Origin of the sequence: Pedobacter lithocola (genome assembly GCF_042650845.1) — a bacterium.
Taxonomy (GTDB): Bacteria; Bacteroidota; Bacteroidia; order Sphingobacteriales; family Sphingobacteriaceae; genus Pedobacter; species Pedobacter lithocola.
Genome location: NZ_JBHSBW010000011.1, coordinates 486,168 through 503,382, shown reverse-complemented (window position 1 = coordinate 503,382; position 17,215 = coordinate 486,168). Strand labels below are relative to the sequence as shown.

General features: G+C 35.8%; 15 protein-coding genes. 12 read left to right on the top strand and 3 right to left on the bottom strand.

The window, feature by feature from the left end:
* The first annotated feature begins 111 nt into the window (after nt 1-111).
* Nucleotides 112-843 (top strand): class I SAM-dependent methyltransferase, encoded by a 732-nt coding sequence (locus ACFOWA_RS12550; RefSeq protein WP_378985629.1) that lies wholly within the window; start codon nt 112-114, stop codon nt 841-843.
* A gap of 118 nt (nt 844-961) precedes the next feature.
* Here the strand turns inward: ACFOWA_RS12550 and hisS are convergent, their stop codons facing one another.
* Nucleotides 962-2,353, bottom strand: coding sequence for a histidine--tRNA ligase (gene hisS / locus ACFOWA_RS12545; RefSeq protein WP_378985627.1), 1,392 nt, complete (start codon nt 2,351-2,353; stop codon nt 962-964).
* A 455-nt stretch (nt 2,354-2,808) separates the two neighbouring features.
* Here hisS and fumC point away from each other — a divergent pair, with 455 nt between their 5' ends.
* The 6 genes from fumC (at nt 2,809) to ACFOWA_RS12515 (ending at nt 7,550) form a co-directional block, all read left to right on the top strand.
* Nucleotides 2,809-4,206 (top strand): class II fumarate hydratase, encoded by a 1,398-nt coding sequence (gene fumC, locus ACFOWA_RS12540; RefSeq protein ID WP_378985625.1) that lies wholly within the window; start codon nt 2,809-2,811, stop codon nt 4,204-4,206.
* A gap of 315 nt (nt 4,207-4,521) precedes the next feature.
* Complete coding sequence (locus ACFOWA_RS12535; protein WP_378985623.1) at nt 4,522-5,043, top strand: fumarate hydratase; 522 nt, start codon at nt 4,522-4,524, stop codon at nt 5,041-5,043.
* 1 nt (nt 5,044) lies between these two features.
* On the top strand, nt 5,045-5,851 hold the full coding sequence (locus ACFOWA_RS12530; protein WP_378985621.1) for a S1/P1 nuclease: 807 nt from the start codon (nt 5,045-5,047) through the stop codon (nt 5,849-5,851).
* A 58-nt stretch (nt 5,852-5,909) separates the two neighbouring features.
* Nucleotides 5,910-6,341: a hypothetical protein gene (locus tag ACFOWA_RS12525; protein ID WP_378985619.1), complete on the top strand. Its 432-nt coding sequence runs from the start codon at nt 5,910-5,912 to the stop codon at nt 6,339-6,341.
* A 2-nt stretch (nt 6,342-6,343) separates the two neighbouring features.
* Complete coding sequence (locus tag ACFOWA_RS12520; RefSeq protein WP_378985617.1) at nt 6,344-6,778, top strand: low molecular weight protein-tyrosine-phosphatase; 435 nt, start codon at nt 6,344-6,346, stop codon at nt 6,776-6,778.
* Between the two features lie 43 nt (nt 6,779-6,821).
* Nucleotides 6,822-7,550, top strand: coding sequence for a ThuA domain-containing protein (locus ACFOWA_RS12515; RefSeq protein WP_378985615.1), 729 nt, complete (start codon nt 6,822-6,824; stop codon nt 7,548-7,550).
* A 228-nt stretch (nt 7,551-7,778) separates the two neighbouring features.
* On the opposite strand, the gene ACFOWA_RS12510 is transcribed toward ACFOWA_RS12515, so the two are convergent.
* Nucleotides 7,779-8,447 (bottom strand): hypothetical protein, encoded by a 669-nt coding sequence (locus ACFOWA_RS12510; RefSeq protein ID WP_378985613.1) that lies wholly within the window; start codon nt 8,445-8,447, stop codon nt 7,779-7,781.
* Nucleotides 8,448-8,721: 274 nt separating this feature from the next.
* On the opposite strand from ACFOWA_RS12510, the gene ACFOWA_RS12505 reads away from it, so the two are divergent.
* The gene (locus ACFOWA_RS12505; protein ID WP_378985611.1) at nt 8,722-9,177 is read left to right on the top strand and encodes a ferritin-like domain-containing protein; all 456 of its coding nucleotides are present in this window, start codon (nt 8,722-8,724) and stop codon (nt 9,175-9,177) included.
* Nucleotides 9,178-9,274: 97 nt separating this feature from the next.
* Here ACFOWA_RS12505 and cphA read toward each other — a convergent pair whose 3' ends face one another.
* Nucleotides 9,275-11,890, bottom strand: coding sequence for a cyanophycin synthetase (cphA, locus tag ACFOWA_RS12500; protein ID WP_378985609.1), 2,616 nt, complete (start codon nt 11,888-11,890; stop codon nt 9,275-9,277).
* A 292-nt stretch (nt 11,891-12,182) separates the two neighbouring features.
* Here cphA and ACFOWA_RS12495 point away from each other — a divergent pair, with 292 nt between their 5' ends.
* The 4 genes from ACFOWA_RS12495 to ACFOWA_RS12480 all read left to right on the top strand — a co-directional run bounded on the left by ACFOWA_RS12495 (nt 12,183) and on the right by ACFOWA_RS12480 (nt 17,197).
* Nucleotides 12,183-13,058, top strand: a complete 876-nt coding sequence (locus ACFOWA_RS12495; protein ID WP_378985607.1) for a cyanophycinase — start codon at nt 12,183-12,185, stop codon at nt 13,056-13,058.
* 87 nt (nt 13,059-13,145) lie between these two features.
* Nucleotides 13,146-13,988 (top strand): isoaspartyl peptidase/L-asparaginase, encoded by an 843-nt coding sequence (locus tag ACFOWA_RS12490; protein ID WP_378985605.1) that lies wholly within the window; start codon nt 13,146-13,148, stop codon nt 13,986-13,988.
* A 29-nt stretch (nt 13,989-14,017) separates the two neighbouring features.
* A complete protein-coding gene (locus tag ACFOWA_RS12485; protein WP_378985603.1) occupies nt 14,018-14,698 on the top strand; it encodes a hypothetical protein in 681 nt (226 codons plus the stop codon).
* Between the two features lie 333 nt (nt 14,699-15,031).
* The gene (locus tag ACFOWA_RS12480; RefSeq protein ID WP_449302194.1) at nt 15,032-17,197 is read left to right on the top strand and encodes a carboxy terminal-processing peptidase; all 2,166 of its coding nucleotides are present in this window, start codon (nt 15,032-15,034) and stop codon (nt 17,195-17,197) included.
* The last annotated feature ends 18 nt before the right edge of the window (nt 17,198-17,215 follow it).

The window sequence follows — 17,215 nt, the reverse complement described above, 5'->3', positions numbered from 1 at the left end:
TGAATTTAAACACAATTATGTAGTCATTGTTTATTTATCTAAATTAGTTAATATCAAGATAGATTACTGAAAATATCATTGCGAAAGTATCAAAGTTTAATTGCCAAAAATATGAAAGATAACTTTTCCACCCAGTCTGCTGAGTACGCCATTTACCGACCAACTTACCCGCAAGAATTGTATGATTATCTATTAAATCTAATCGATAATAAAGATGCGGCCTGGGATTGTGCCACCGGCAATGGACAAGTTGCTAGGGTTTTAGCGCAACATTTCAAATCGGTTTATGCCACAGATATTAGCGAGAAACAACTAAATCAGGCTTTAAAAATGCCTAATATTTTATACGAAGTAGCGCCAGCTGAAAAGATAAATGTTCCGGATAAAAGTTTCGATTTGATAACCGTTGCACAAGCCATTCATTGGTTTAATTTTGATGATTTTTACAGTGAAGTAAAACGAACTTTAAAGCCTGATGGCGTTTTAGCGGTAATCGGTTATGGCTTGATGTTTATTGATAAGAAAGTAGATGAAGCTGTTCACAAACTTTACGAAGATATTCTTGTTAAGTATTGGGATAGCGAACGCAGATACATTGAAGAAGGCTATAAAACGATTCCATTTCCTTTCGATGAAATTGTTGCGCCACACTTTCAAATTAAAACAACCTGGAATTTTAACCAGATGATTGGATATTTAAATACCTGGTCATCCTTGCAACACTACAAAAAAGCCAACGACAGAAATCCTTTGGAATATATGTTTACCGAATTGAAAGAGGCATGGGGAAGTGATGCTGAAAAGGATGTTCATTTCCCGATTTTGTTGCGGGTTGGGAAATAGGATTTAACCGCAAAGAAAGTCAAGGAAAAAGCGCAAAGAAACGCAAAGTTGGTTGCATAATTTCTAATCCCAGCTTTGCGTTTCTTTGCGAAAACTTAGCGCTCTTTGCGGTTAAACCTTACTTCAGCAAATCCAAAATACCTAATACGGCTAGCTTTTTCTGTTCACCGCTTTTCATATCTTTGAGCGTTAATTCTCCACTTGCAATTTCATCACCACCTATTAAAACTACATAAGGAATATTCTTCGCATCGGCATACGCCATTTGTTTTTTTAGCTTAGCTGATGATGGATACAGTTCTGCTGAAATGCCTGCACTTCTAAATTGCTGCAAAATCGGCAATGCATACTTTTCGGCTTCGGCATCAAAATTACTTATTAAAACTTTCGTTCCAACTTCTGCCGATGCAGGGAAGAGATTCAATTCTTCTAGCACATCATAAATTCTATCCGCTCCGAAAGAAACACCTACTCCGGTTAAATCCTTCAAGCCGAACATGCCTGTTAAATCATCATAACGACCGCCACCACCGATGCTGCCCATAGCTACTTCGTTAGTTTTAACTTCGAAAATGCAACCTGTATAATAATTTAAGCCACGTGCTAAAGTTATATCCAACTCTAATTTTGCCGTTAATGGCAAGCTATAAGAAATTAAACTTTCTACATAATCGAAAACCTGTTCAATTTCAGCAACGCCTTTTAAACCAGTTTCTGAATTTGCTAAAACCTGTTTTAAACTTGCTATTTTTTCTTGGTTGGTTCCATCCAACAAAATAACCGGGCGAAGTTTCTCCAAATCATCCTCTGTAAAACCACGTTCTAACAATTCTTTACTAACACCATCCAAACCAATTTTATCAAGTTTATCTATGGCAACCGTCATGTCAATTATCAAATCAGGTTTACCTATAATCTCAGCGATGCCTGATAGAATTTTTCTATTATTAATTTTAATGCTGAAATCTTTCAGTCCTAATTTAGTTAAAGCCTCATTATAAATGAGGATAAATTCAGCCTCATTTAACAAACTTTCAGAACCAACCACATCCACATCGCACTGGTAAAACTCACGGTACCGACCTTTTTGCGGCCTGTCTGCTCGCCAAACCGGTTGAACCTGAAAACGTTTAAAAGGTAAAGTGATTTCATGCTGGTGCATCACTACGTAACGAGCAAAGGGAACTGTTAAATCATAACGGAGTGCTTTTTCGGAGATTAAAGGGATAAGTTGATTACTGTTATCATCCTGAGTGAAATCGAAAGATTTTTTCTTGGCATCTTTTAAATATTCTCCACTGTTTAATATTTTAAAAATCAATTTATCGCCCTCATCACCATACTTTCCTGTTAAGGTTGATAGGTTTTCAAAACTTGGTGTTTGAATTTCTGCGTAACCGTATTTTTTAAAAACCGTTTTAATGGTATCGTAAATAAAGTTGCGTTTTACCATTTCAACAGGCGTAAAATCGCGTGTACCTTTTGCTAATGAGGGTTTAATAACTGACATAGCCGCAAAAGTACAAAAAGGTTTATTAACCACGGAGGGCACAGAGATTTTCACAGAGAATTGTTGAGATAAGCAACTTTTATTTTATACAACAGCAATATCATCAATCTCTGCCGTTGGTTTCAACCAACGGAATTTAAAATAAGTGCCAATGGCTTTAGCCAAAATTTGCATCACACAAGTTTTATTAATTGCAGTTTTCTAGCCACACAAACCCGATGGCAGCGCAAATACTTTTTGCAGCAGTGTTTCTACAAGCTCAACACAACAATCACAAAAAGATTGCAGCGAATCAGCGGGACCGAACCCAAGCTAAAAACCACTTCAGCACCTTTCCAAAATAAAAACTTTGCACATCTAAAAAAACCTCAAATCATACCATAGTAAATATCGAAGATAATACCTTGCTTTATAGGCAAAAAACTTAAATTTGCGACAACAAAAATCAAAATATAATGAGTTTCAGAATAGAACACGATACCATGGGCGAGGTGCAAGTGCCTGCCGATAAATACTGGGGTGCACAAACCGAACGCTCACGCAATAATTTTAAAATCGGACCAGAAGGTTCTATGCCTAAAGAAATTATTCATGCTTTTGGCTATTTGAAAAAAGCGGCTGCATTGGCTAATACTGAACTAGGCGTACTTTCTGCAGATAAGGCAGAACTGATTGCTAAAGCTTGTGATGAAATCATTGCAGGTAAGTTAGACGACCAATTTCCGCTGGTAATTTGGCAAACCGGTTCGGGTACGCAAAGTAACATGAACGGAAACGAAGTAATTGCAAATCGTGCTCATGTTATTAACGGCGGCGCTTTGGCTGATTATAAAAAAGTTCTTCACCCGAATGATGATGTGAATAAATCGCAATCATCTAACGATACATACCCAACTGCAATGCACATTGCAGCATACAAATTAACAGTAGAAAATACCATTCCTGGTTTGGAGAAATTGCGCAATGCTTTGGCTTCAAAAGTTGAAGAGTTTAGTTCGATTGTAAAAACTGGACGTACGCATTTTATGGATGCAACGCCGTTAACTTTAGGACAAGAATTTTCGGGTTACGTACAACAAATTGATAACAGCATCAGAGCGATTAAAAATGCTTTAGTTATGGTTGCTGAGTTGGCTTTAGGCGGAACGGCAGTTGGAACAGGCTTAAATACACCAAAAGGATACGATGTTTTAGTGGCACAAAAAATTGCTGATTTAACGGGCTTACCTTTTGTAACGGCACCAAATAAATTCGAGGCTTTGGCCGCTCACGACGCAATGGTTGAACTTTCTGGCGCTTTAAAACGTACTGCAGTTGCCTTGATGAAAGTAGCAAATGATGTGCGTATGTTAAGTTCTGGTCCGCGTTGTGGCATTGGTGAAATCGTAATCCCTGATAACGAACCAGGTTCTTCGATTATGCCGGGAAAAGTTAACCCAACTCAGCCAGAAGCATTAACCATGGTTTGTGCACAGGTTATGGGTAACGATGTTGCGGTTTCAATCGGCGGCATGTCTGGTCATTTCGAACTGAATGTTTTTAAACCATTAATTGCGGCAAATGTATTGCAATCAGCTCGTTTAATTGGCGATGCTTGCGTTTCTTTCACGGTTAAATGTGCTGAAGGTATTACTGCTAACTTACCAGAAATTGAGAAACATTTACAAAACTCATTAATGTTAGTTACCGCTTTAAACCCGCATGTTGGTTATGAAAATGCTGCTAAAATTGCTAAGAAAGCGCATAAAGAGAATAAAACTTTAAAAGCTGCGGCAGTAGAATTGGGCTTACTCACAAATGAGCAATTTGATGAATGGGTTCGTCCGGAAGATATGGTTGGAAGTTTAAAATAAAAGCCACACCCAAATGAGAAACACCTTTTTAAGCCGATAGAAAAAGTCGTTTTAGAGATTTTGTGGAAAGCAAGGCTATTAGATCTTCGGCCCCGATAGCCCCGCTTTTCGCTTCAAGTTTTTTCAACTTCTGTTATGCTGAGGCACAAGGCATCTGTTTCATCGGTTGCAGATGCTTCGTGCCTCAGCAATAATTATTTAAGGTTAGTGCAATAAAAAGCTTTACGCTTCAATCGGGTTTATTTAACTCAAAACTTGCTTAAAAATTAATCGCTTGGCGAAAAAATGACAATATCAATAAATAAACTCCTTAATTTGAGAATAATTAAGCATTACCCAAGGCTAAGGTTTTTGTATATCATCCTTTTTACCTTTTCCATCTTACAGCTGGCTTGTTCGCCTCGACCAAATATTCAGGGAAAAGGCGAAGCATTTATGCAAGGTGTTTGGAATGAAGATTCGGTCGCTTTTAGCAACAAGCTTAATAATTACACACAGCATCATTTCAAAATTACTTGCGATTCTATTTATATCGACTTAGAAACCCATAGCAAAGTAAATTTCTACGAAGATTCTTGCTACAACAATGGCATTTGGAAAGAATATGCAAAAGGCGTTTACGCAGTTAAAGGCGATACGCTTTTTGTTGGCGCTACATTTACACATGCCAATTACAAACAAAAAATTTCGGGTTGTTATCGAATTGGCAGGTACGATAAAAATTTCCTGATAAAAAGTAAAACAGCCGATACATTGTTGCTAGAAAGTTTAAGCGATAGGCGAGAAATAAAATTATCACTAAAAGAAAAAGTTACCTGTGTTCAAAAAGAATTATAATATGATATCAAATTCAATTAAAAAGAAATTGTTTACAATTGCTGCAATTGGTGTATTGGCATACTTACCAATACAGGCAAATGCATGGGGAATGATTGGTCACCGGGTAGTTGGCGAAATTGCCGATAGTTATTTAAAAGCCAAAACCCGAAAAGCCATTCAGGGCATATTAGGATATGAAAGCTTAGCGATGTCGGCCAATTGGGGCGATTTTATTAAGTCAGATTCTACATATAACTACATGTACAACTGGCATTTTGTAAACCTCCCAGGCGGACTAAATAAAGACGGCGTTTATAGTATTTTAGATTCGGAAAAGGGAACTAACCTGTACAATAAAATCCCCGAACTTATTGCCATATTAAAAAATACAGGCAGCACAGCTGATGAAAAAAAATTAGCCTTACGCATGTTGGTACATTTAGAAGGCGATTTATCTCAGCCAATGCATGTCGCTCACAAAGATGATTCTGGCGGAAACCGGATTTCGGTATCATGGTTTAACGAAAAGTCAAATCTTCACCGTGTGTGGGATGAACAATTAATTGAATATCAACAATTAAGCTATACAGAATTTGCTAAAGCAATAAATCATCCTTCGGCGGTGCAATTGTACAATTGGCAAAACACAAGCTTAAAAGATTGTATATACGAATCCTATTTAATTTGCAGTAAAATTTACGACAAAACCAAACCCGATTCTAAATTAAGCTATCGCTACAATTTTGATTGGGTTGATACTTTAAACGAACAACTACTTAAAGGTGGAATCAGGTTAGCTAAAGTATTGAATGATATTTACGGATAAGTTCTACAATCTGTAGCGTTATTTAAAAATCATTCGTATAGTTAAAAAACCAAAATCTATGAAAAAATTATTCCTTTTATTCCTACTTGGTGTGGTATTAACATCTTGCAAAAAAGATGCTGATAAAACGTTAACCTCTAAAAACTGGAAGATAGAAACTGCAACAGTTTCACCGGCGATGACGTTTGGTAACAAAACAGGCACAAATTATATTGAATTGATGGGACAAGCAAGTTGTGTAGCCAATATGATGATTTCATTTAATAGTGATGGAACTTTCACGTCTGGCTCAAATGGTGCACTGTGTGATATGGCGCCAACCGTAGGCATTCAAACTTGGAAAAGAAATGAAGATCAGATTATCTTATCGTCAAACACTAAATTTCCAATGGTATTAAGTGGAAACAAACTCACTCAGGTCATAACAACTGAACCACAGGGCGGAATAATTTATACTGTCGTGTACGTTTACAAAGCAGAATCTAAATAATTTTGAAAATTTTAATGGTTTGCCTGGGTAATATTTGCCGTTCGCCTCTGGCAGAAGGAATTATGCGCCATCTCGTTCAGCAGCAAAAGTTAGGTTGGGAAATTGCCTCAGCTGGAACAGGAAACTGGCACATTGGCAAAGCTCCTGATCATAGAAGTATAACGGCTGCAAAACTAAGTGGCTACGATATAAGCACACAAAGGGCCCAGCAATTTAGTGATACCATGTTCGCTAAATACGATTGGATTTTCGTTATGGACAGAAACAATTTAAGAGATGTTTTAAATTTAGCGAAAACAGATGAAGAGCGTAAAAAGGTAAAATTATTTTTGGATAACGACGAAGTTACAGACCCATATTGGGATAATGCTTTATTTGAGCCAGTTTGCAAGCAAGTGGAAAATCGATGTAAAGAAATTATCAAACATCTTTCTTAGATTAGTGCTTCATTGAAGAACATAATCACCCTAACCATTTATCATGAAAAATCTATTTTCAATTTGCCTGTTAATTATAATTGCATCTTTTTTTCAGAGTTACACCATTGCTAAGAAAGACCCTAAAATTTTAGTGTTTTCTAAAACTAAAGGTTACCGCCATGCATCTATCGAAAAAGGTAAAATAGCCCTTATTAAACTAGGCGCTGAACATAATTTTTTGGTTGATACCACCAAAAATTCTGCATTATTTACCGAAGATAATTTAAAAAAATATGCTGCAGTGATTTTCTTAAGCACCACAGGTGATGTATTAGATGATAAACAACAAGCCGCATTTGAAAAATACATTCAGGCAGGAGGTGGTTACGTTGGTGTACATGCAGCAACGGATACCGAATACGACTGGCCATGGTATGGTAAACTTGCTGGCGCTTATTTTTTAAGTCATCCGGAGCAGCAAAATGCCAGATTTGTAATTAAAGATAAAAAACATCCTTCTACAAAATTTTTTACCGATTCTGTTTGGATGCACCGTGATGAATTGTACAATTTTAAAAATATCAATCCAAACATCAAGGTTTTAATAACCATCGATGAATCATCTTACAAAGGTGGTAAAAATGGAAATTTCCATCCATTTAGTTGGTATCACGATTTTGACGGAGGCAGATCATTTTATACCTCAATGGGACATACAGATGAATGCTGGATTGACAATCTATTTTTAAAACATTTATACGGCGGCATTAAATATGCTATCGGCAAATAATATATACTTAACTAATAGGCATCACCACCACCTATTAAATCCCTCTCTTAAAGGAGAGGGAAAGCACGACCGAAGCCAAAGCAAATACCTTGATAGGGTGAGGTTAGATATGCTGTCAAAACTAAAATTTTGATTATTTATACAGCTTTGACAACTTTTAAAAAGTTGTCAAAGCTAACCTATCGCTTCATTCTAACAAAAAGCTACTTGAATATGAACAATCAAAATTTAAACTCGCTTAGCATTGACTAAATAAATATAGTTAAGCATACAGAATGAAGCTACCGCACCGAAAGTATGCCATAAAAAGTGTGTTCCAAAGCTTAGAATTTCCCATTTATCAGCAATACGAAAAGTGAGGGCAAATATGAAAGCAATTAAAGCAAAACCTACCCATTTTCCATTGCGCCATTCTGTTTTTAACAAATAGCCAAACACCGGAAATAGAACCAATGCAGCCATAAAAGCATAGTTAATATTGATAAAAATCTGGAAATCACCTCCAGTAAATTGCTTCCGTAAAAATGTCTGAAATAAAGCGTACAACACAACAATTAATGCAGCAAAATACCATTTAGTGATTTTAGCTAAAAAATATGTTCCGGCAGATAAGCAGAGTAGCATTATTGGCACCCAATCCATCATAATAAATATTGGCCATCTTCTTAAACCATGATAAGTAGTTCCACCAATGCCACCAATATATAACAGCACTAATGCAAAACTTAAAAACGGATGCAATCTAAAATTGCCCCATAATTTGATTGTCCAATAAACAGCTATTGCTAAAAAGAAACAGCTTGTAATGGTATTTAATGGCTCTGGAAAGAACTGGTTTAAATTGGTTTCCGTGTATAATGTTCCTCCATCAGGTGGATTCTGAATAATTAGATTCATAATTTACAATCAAAAAATCGACTAACGCATTGATGTAAAGTCGATATTTTAATGTTAGAATTTGTGAATTCTGGGTAAAAGATTTGCGACTAAAGCGTAACAATAAGCTAACACCTAAAAAATATATCGACATATCCCATTATAAATGAATCAATTATAGACGCCTTGGACGCAACAAAATAACCGACTATAGCATTTAAGAATAATGTTTTCTGCAATATGACAAACCTTTCTGTATACTCCATGTTCAATCAATACATCAATTTATAAAAACATGAAAACTACCACAGCAACGGCAGAGGTTTTAAATGACCTTGTACAAATTAATAACGACCGTATAGAAGGATATGAAAAAGCTCGCAAAGAATTGAAAGATGGTGATAACGATCTTAAATCTTTGTTCTTAAACATGATAGAAGAAAGTCAAAAATATAAAATGGCATTGGCTACTGAAGTTGCGGCTTCAGGACAAGATATTGAGACAGGTACAACTACATCTGGTAAAATTTATCGTGGTTGGATGGATGTAAAAGCAATATTTACAGGTCACGATCGTCAAACAGTTTTAAACAATTGTGAGTTTGGTGAAGATGCCGCACAAGCAGCCTACAAATTGGCATTGGAAGAAGAAGATTTACCTTCTAACATCAGAGAATTAATTTCTGAACAAAAAACTTCGTTAAGAAGATCTCATGATGAGATTAAAAGATTGCGTGATTCTCAAGCATAGTCTAAATATTTTTCGTTAACAACGTAAAAACCCCTTTCAATTATAATTGAAAGGGGTTTTATTTTAAACGCTAAATTCGTTAAGAATTTAACTTGAGTTATGCTTCTAACTCTTTATCCAAATGTTCTGTAACGCGTTGAATGGTATTATCAATTGTATTACTCAAGATAGTCAGATAAGAACCTTTTTGAGCATTATCAATCGCTTCTTGCAAACATTCGGTACTTTTATTATTGATGATAATTTCCTTGTTCGGATCTACTTCCTTTATTCCGGTTATCAATAAATCAATTAGTTCTTGTTGCTTTCTGCCTCGTAAATATTTCTCCTGACAGATGTAGATCTTATCGAACATTTGCGCAGAAATCCGTGCTGTTTCCATAATGTCTTCATCACGCCTATCACCAGTACCAGAAATAATACCAACATGCTGTGTTGCTTCTACACTTTGTAAATATGCCTTAACACCATTAAATCCATCCGGGTTGTGTGCGAAATCTACTAAAACTTTGAAGTCCTTAAACCTGAAAACATTCATTCTGCCTGGTGTATGTGCAGCCGATGGAATAAAGGTTTCGAGAGATAAACGAATATCATCGGTTTTATAACCCCATAAATATGCCGCCAGCGTAGCCGCCAAAACATTCTGAATCATAAAATTAACCGAACCACCAAAAGTTAAAGGCACATGGGTTGCTTTATCAACACGTAATTTCCAATCGCCGGTTTTGATGGTAATGTATCCATTCTCATAAATCGCTGCAACGCCACCTTTTTTGCAATGGTCTTTAATTACCGGATTGTTTTCATCCATACTAAAATAGGCGACATTACAACGGGCATCTCTACCTATTTTAACACAGTAGCCATTATCAGCATTTAAAACTGCCCAACCTTTACGCCTAACCGCACCAATTACAACAGCTTTTACTCGTGCTAAATCATCAAGGTTATGGATGTCTGATATACCTAAATGATCTTCCTGAATATTGGTGATAACACCAATATCGCACTGGTTAAAACCTAAACCTGCTCTTAAAATTCCACCACGGGCAGTTTCTAATACGGCAAATTCAACGGTTGGATCTTTTAAAATAAACTCTGCACTTACCGGTCCAGTTGTATCGCCTTTCATTAACATGGTGTTGTGAACATAAACGCCATCAGAAGTTGTATAACCTACTCGCTTGCCATTGCTACGAATAATATGGGCAATTAAACGTGTTGTGGTGGTTTTTCCGTTGGTACCAGTAACTGCAATAATTGGAATTTGCGATAATTTTCCTGGGGGATAAAGCATATCGATAACTGAAGCCGCAACGTTTCTTGGTAAGCCTTCGCTTGGTGCAAGATGCATTCTAAAACCTGGTGCTGCATTTACTTCTAAAACAACGCCGCCATTTTCTGTTAAGGGTTGCGTTAGGTTTTGCGCCATAATATCAATACCACAAATATCTAAACCGATTACCCTCGAAATTCTTTCACAAATAAAAATATTTTGAGGATGAACAATATCTGTCACATCGATTGATGTACCACCTGTACTTAAATTTGCAGTTGATTTTAAATAAACAATTTCTCCCTTTTCAGGAATTGTTTCTAACGTATAATCTTTCTTTGCAAGTAAATCCAGAGTATCTCTATCAACTGAAATTTCTGTTAGCACATTTTCATGCCCATAACCTCGACGAGGATCTTCGTTTTCCTTATCGATTAATTCTTGGATGGTATGAATGCCATTTCCCAATACATGTGCCGGATCTCGCTGTGCTGCTGCAACAACTTTATGGTCAATCACCAAAACACGAAAATCGAAACCGGTTATAAATTTTTCTATGATAACCCTGCGAGAATAGGTTTTAGCATATTCAAAAGCAGCTTTTGCAGCTTCTAACGTTTTTACATTGATGGTAGCGCCTTTACCATGATTTCCATCTAAAGGTTTAAAAACTAAAGGAAAGCCCACTTTATTTACTGATGCTTCTAAATCATCAGGATTCGATATAGTGACACCAGAAGCAACAGGTATGGCTGCTTCAGTTAATAATCGTTTGGTTTCATCTTTATTACTTGCAATATCTACGGCAATGCTGCTTGTCTTTTCTGTCATGGTGGCTCTAAAACGAACCTGATTTTTACCATAACCCAGCTGTACTAACGAACTTTTATTCAATCTTATCCAAGGAATACTTCTGCTTACCGCTTCCTGCACAATAGAACCAGTACTCGGACCTAATGCTTCCAGCTCACGGATTTCTTTCATCCTGCGGATATCGTGGTCCAAATCATATTCTTCATTATCAATCAAAGCCTGCGCTATTTTTACCGATGCTTCTGCAGCATAAACGCCAACTTTTTCTTCCAAGTAACTGAATACAACATTATAAATGCCTTCTGTTTTTGTTTGGCGAGTGCGACCGAAACCAGTTTCCATACCTGCGATAGATTGAATTTCCAAAGCAATGTGCTCAATCACATGGCCCATCCAAGTACCTTCTTTAACACGGGCAAAAAAACCACCTTCTACACCTTTGGAGCATCGGTGACTGAACATGCTTGGCAATAATTTTTCAATCCTTTCGCTAAATCCTTCAATAGTATTGGTTGGTCTCTGCTCTAATTCTTCTAAATCAAGTCGCATTTGAATTAGTTTTTTGCGATTGATAGACCATATATTCGGCCCTCTTAATACTTGTATGTTTGATATTTTCATGTAAAATTTTGTCGTTTTTCGTTAAACAAGGGGTCGGTATAGCTTATTTAAATCAATTTCAGTTGTAAAATTGATGATGGTAAATTATGCATTTATTTTTAAAATTGATATAGCAATTACCTAAATCAATTTTTTTACACAATTGTTTTATTTTCAGGTTTAAAAGAGCTGAATTTTTACAAGTTTATTTTAACGTTTGTTAATAAAGTGAATATTATTGACAAAAAAAGTCGTGTTTTTTATCTTATCCTGATATATTTGGGTTTTTTGATACAATAATAATACACAACGAATGGTTCCGAAGGGTAAACTCATCATCATAGGTGGCGCAATAAACACAGGCAGCTTTGCTGAAACACAGTTCGGTTTACCCGAAAACATGAATTTCTTTGAGCGTGGAATTTTAAAAAGAATCACCACAGAATCGGTTAGAGATATAGAATCACGCTTTGAAATTATTACAACGGCATCGCTTATGCCAGAAAAAGTTGGTGAAGAATACATTAAAGCCTACGCCCAATTAGATGTACATAATGTTGGTGTTTTAAACATCACCAATCGCGAAGAAGCAAACAGTGATGAGAATTGCGAACGCATAAAAGCTGCCGATGTTATGGTTTTTACCGGCGGCGACCAATTGCGCTTGTCATCCATTTTTGGTGGCACAAAAATTCATCAAATTTTATTAGAAAAATACAAAAATGAGCCTATTGTAATTGCAGGAACATCAGCAGGTGCTGCAGCAAGCTCTAAAAATATGATTTACCAGGGAAGTAGTAAAGATGCTTTACTTAAAGGTGAAGTAAAAATTACTGGTGGCCTAGGTTTTATTGATGATGTTATTGTTGATACGCACTTTGTTCAACGTGGTAGAATTGGCCGTTTATTGTATGCAGCAGCAAGTAACCCTGGTATTTTGGGTATTGGTTTAGGAGAAGATACCGGCTTGTTCATATCTGATGGGCATGTTATGGAAGCCATTGGTTCAGGCATGGTTATTTTAGTTGATGGACGCCAAATGGCAGATACAAATTTAACTGATGTTGAAATGGGGCAACCTGTATCTATAAAAAATATGGTTGTACACGTGATGTGCGATGGTGATGTTTACGATTTAACAGACCATAGTTTAATTATACATCACCCAAAAGTTATTCCAATAGCATAAGAAAAAATTCAGGGTATTAGGATTAGAGTAAATGGTTACTCTCTCTGAAGCTTATCTTAATATTTGAAGCTACAATCTACTTACAAAATGAAACTAATTATACATGGCGGCTTCTTTAGCGAGTCATCTACCAATCAGGAAACTAAAAAAGCTAAGCAAGATGCACTGGCTGAAATAGCTACACTTGGTTACGAATATTTAAAAAGCCACACGGCTTTGGAAACAGTAGTTTATACCGTTGCCTTATTAGAAGATAATGATTTATTTAATGCAGGCATTGGTTCTCAAATACAAAGTGATGGAAAAGTTCGTTTAAGCGCATCGCTAATGGATGGTAAAACTGAAAAGTTTAGTGGTGTAATCAATGTTGAGGATGTTAAAAATCCAATAGAAATCTCTCATAATCTATTAGCTTACGATGATCGCGTTTTAAGTGGCGATGGCGCTCAAACTTTTGCAAGAAACAATGGCTTTGAATACTTTAATCCGATAACGCAACAGCGCCAGTTGGAATATGAAGCAAAAGTAAATCAACAAAACAACAAAGGCACAGTTGGATGCGTTGCTCTGGATGCTGATGGAAATTTAGCTGCAGCAACCTCAACCGGAGGCAAAGGCTTCGAGATTCCTTGTCGGGTTAGCGATTCTGCTACTGTTGCCGGCAATTATGCAAATCAATATGCAGGCATTTCTTGTACAGGTGTTGGTGAAGATATTGTGAGCGGTGCCTTAGCGGCTAAAATTGTAACCCGAGTTACAGATGGCTTTACTTTAAAAGAAGCTACTGATAAATCATTTGCAGAACTCAAATCATTCGATGGCTTTGCCGGAGTAGTCGGAATTACTTCAAAAGGTGAAATTTATCATTGCGATTCGCATCCTTATATGGTTTGGGCATCATTTGATGTTAATTTACAGGTATTTAGCTAAAAATTCATTTAAAGTATTATTTTTGTTGCATGACTAAAATGGTTCTGGCTTTTATTTGCCTATTTACCTCTCTACAACTTTGCGCTCAAAACATAGATAAAGCCGACCAAGAACCTGGGTTTGGCGGAAGTGCAATTAATATTGCGGTATCTAAATACGATCTTGCCGAAGGAACCAATTATTTTGAAGATGCACAAAGCCTTGAAAAAAAAGGCGATTTTAATGAGGCATTAACCCTATTTGGCAAAGCTGCTTTTGAATTTAATGCAGTTAAAAACTTTAATTTATACTGCCAGGCACTTATTAAAATGAGCAATATGCATTATCAGTTGGGTAGATTTACAGATGCTGAACAAATTTTAATTAATGTAGTGCTTAAAAATTACTCTAAAATGGGTAGTCGTGTTGGGCAAATGAATACCTACAATATTTTAGGTAAGGTTTATCTTGCCGATAGTAAATACACACAATCTATGTGGTTTTATACGCAACAAGGTATTTTGGCTAAACAGTTAAGAAGCAACACATCTTTTATAGAGTCCGTTTTAGGACTAGCTCAGGTAAAAATCAGGAAGAAAGATTTTACACTAGCTACAAAAGATTTAAACCAAGCAGAACTTTTAGCTAAAGCCATAAAAAATTCTCAATACAAAGCTCAAATTAAAGATGCCCGCGATATAATTGCATCTAAAACAACTCCAAAAAAATAATTTTCTGCTAAGGAATTGATTCTTTAATTCATTTTTTTTTGTGGGCGATAATGATATTATGCGTTCAATTGGTTGCAATATTTACGAAATTCTCCTTATCATTTCCTTAAATGTTAATTTTTGTTAAAATATCTAACACCTAAAGGCCTGATTTTAAAACAAAAAGTGCCATGTTGGGTTGTTTTATAGCAATTGACAAATAAAAACCTTTTAGTTAGATTTGATCCATTTAACAAGAGACGGTAATAATGCTGTCTCTTGTTTGTTTATTTGATAAAATGGTATCATATTGGCTATATAGAATTAGAAATGGATTTTAAATTATTTAAAGAGATGTTGAAGAGAATATTTTTTGTACTTTTTACAGCCGCAGTGCTAGCTTGCCATGCCGCTCCAAAAACTCAACCTGTTGTTGAAGGCGTTACTAACGTGAAGCCAGATGAACAACAGCAATTGGTTATTAAAGAAGTTGTTAATCTTATCGAAAGCTATAATTATAAAAAACTCGAAATTAATGACTCTATATCTTCTATTATTTTAGATAAGTACATAAAATCTTTAGATCAGGGTAAGAATTATTTCTTGGCTTCTGATATTAAAGAATTCGAAAAATATAGATTTACACTTGATGACGATTTTAAAAATGGCGATTTAAGTGGTCCATTTTACATTTACAATGTATATGCTAAACGCTTAAACGAATATTTCAATTATTCTTTAGCGCAAATAAAAACAAAATTCGATTTCAATCAGAATGATACTTACACTTACGACAGAGAAAAAATGCCTTGGGCTGCTTCAAGCACGGCATTAAATGAAACCTGGAAAAAACGTGTTAAATACGAATTAGTAAATTTAAACTTAGCAGGAACTGCTCAGGCAAAAAACGTTGAAACTTTAACCAAACGTTACCAAAATTTACAATCACAAACCTCAAAAACCAATAATCAAGATGTATTTCAAATTTTGATGGATGCTTTTACAGAATCTATTGACCCACATACAAATTACTTCAATCCGGTAAATGCAGTAGCTTTTAACGAAGATATGTCTCGTTCGTTTGAGGGAATTGGTGCAAGATTACAATTGGAAAATGAAGTTGTTAAGATTTCAGAAATTATTGCTGGCGGACCAGCTTTTAAAGACAAACAGCTAACCCCAGGCGATAGAATTATTGCAGTTGCACAAGGCGATGGAGAATTTGTAGATGTTGTAGGATGGAGATTAGATGCAACAGTATCTAAAATTAAAGGTGCTAAAGGAACTAAAGTACGATTAAAGGTTATTCCTGCCGGAAAAGAAATGTCTTCTAAACCTGTAATTATATCTTTAGTTCGAGATAAAGTTGTTTTAGAAGAAACATCTGCTAAGAAAACAGTGAAAACCATCAATATGAATGGCAAAAGCTATAAAATGGGTGTAATTACTTTACCTGCATTTTATGCTGATTTTAAAGCTGCAAATGCTGGCGATAAAAATTATAAAAGTACAACTCGTGACGTTAGAAAACTTATTGATTCTTTAAAAACTTTTGATAAAGTGGATGCAATTGTGATGGATTTACGTGGAAACGGCGGTGGTTCACTTGTTGAAGCAATTTCATTAACTGGCTTATTTATTGATAAAGGTCCTGTTGTTCAGGTTAAAGATTTACGTGGTAAAATCGAAGTTGACGAAGACCAAACTACAGGTGTTGCTTGGGATGGTCCATTTGGTGTAATGGTAGATCGCTTAAGTGCTTCTGCATCTGAAATTTTTGCTGGCGCCATCCAAGATTATGGCCGCGGTATTATTATGGGTAGCCAAACCTATGGTAAAGGAACAGTACAATCGTCAATCGATTTAAATAAATTGGTAAACCCAAGCATGTTGCAACGAGTTGCAGGATTAATTACTAAAAACAAAACAACAGGAACAGCACCAAGTAATGTTACTGCTGCAGATATTAACTTAGGTCAGATAAACCTTACAATGGCTAAATTCTATCGAGTTGCAGGTAGTAGCACTCAACATAAAGGTGTAACACCAGATGTTGTTTTCCCATCTTTATATCCGATGGATAAAATTGGAGAAGATACAGAACCATCAGCATTGCCTTGGGATGTAATTCCAAGTTCAAATTTTAAAGCAGTAGCAAATTTAACAGCTGTTAAACCTAACTTGATAAAAAATAGTGAACAACGCATTGCCAACTCTTTAGATTTCAAATATTTAAAACAAGATTTTGCTGAAATGAAAAAACGTGATGCTGAAGTTTCTGTTCCATTAAACGAAGCTAAGTTGAAAGCAGAACGTGATGCTCAGGAAGCAAAAAGCTTAGCAAGAATTAATGAGCTTAGAACAGCACGTGGTTTACCATCTATTAAAAAGGGCGAAAAACCTACTAAGCAAGATGCATTCGATTTTATTGAAGATGAATCATTACATGTTATGGGTGATTTCATGCAACAATCTGGTAATTACGTTATGAATTTGGGTTTAATGCCAAAGAACAATTAATAAAAATTTAATCAGTAA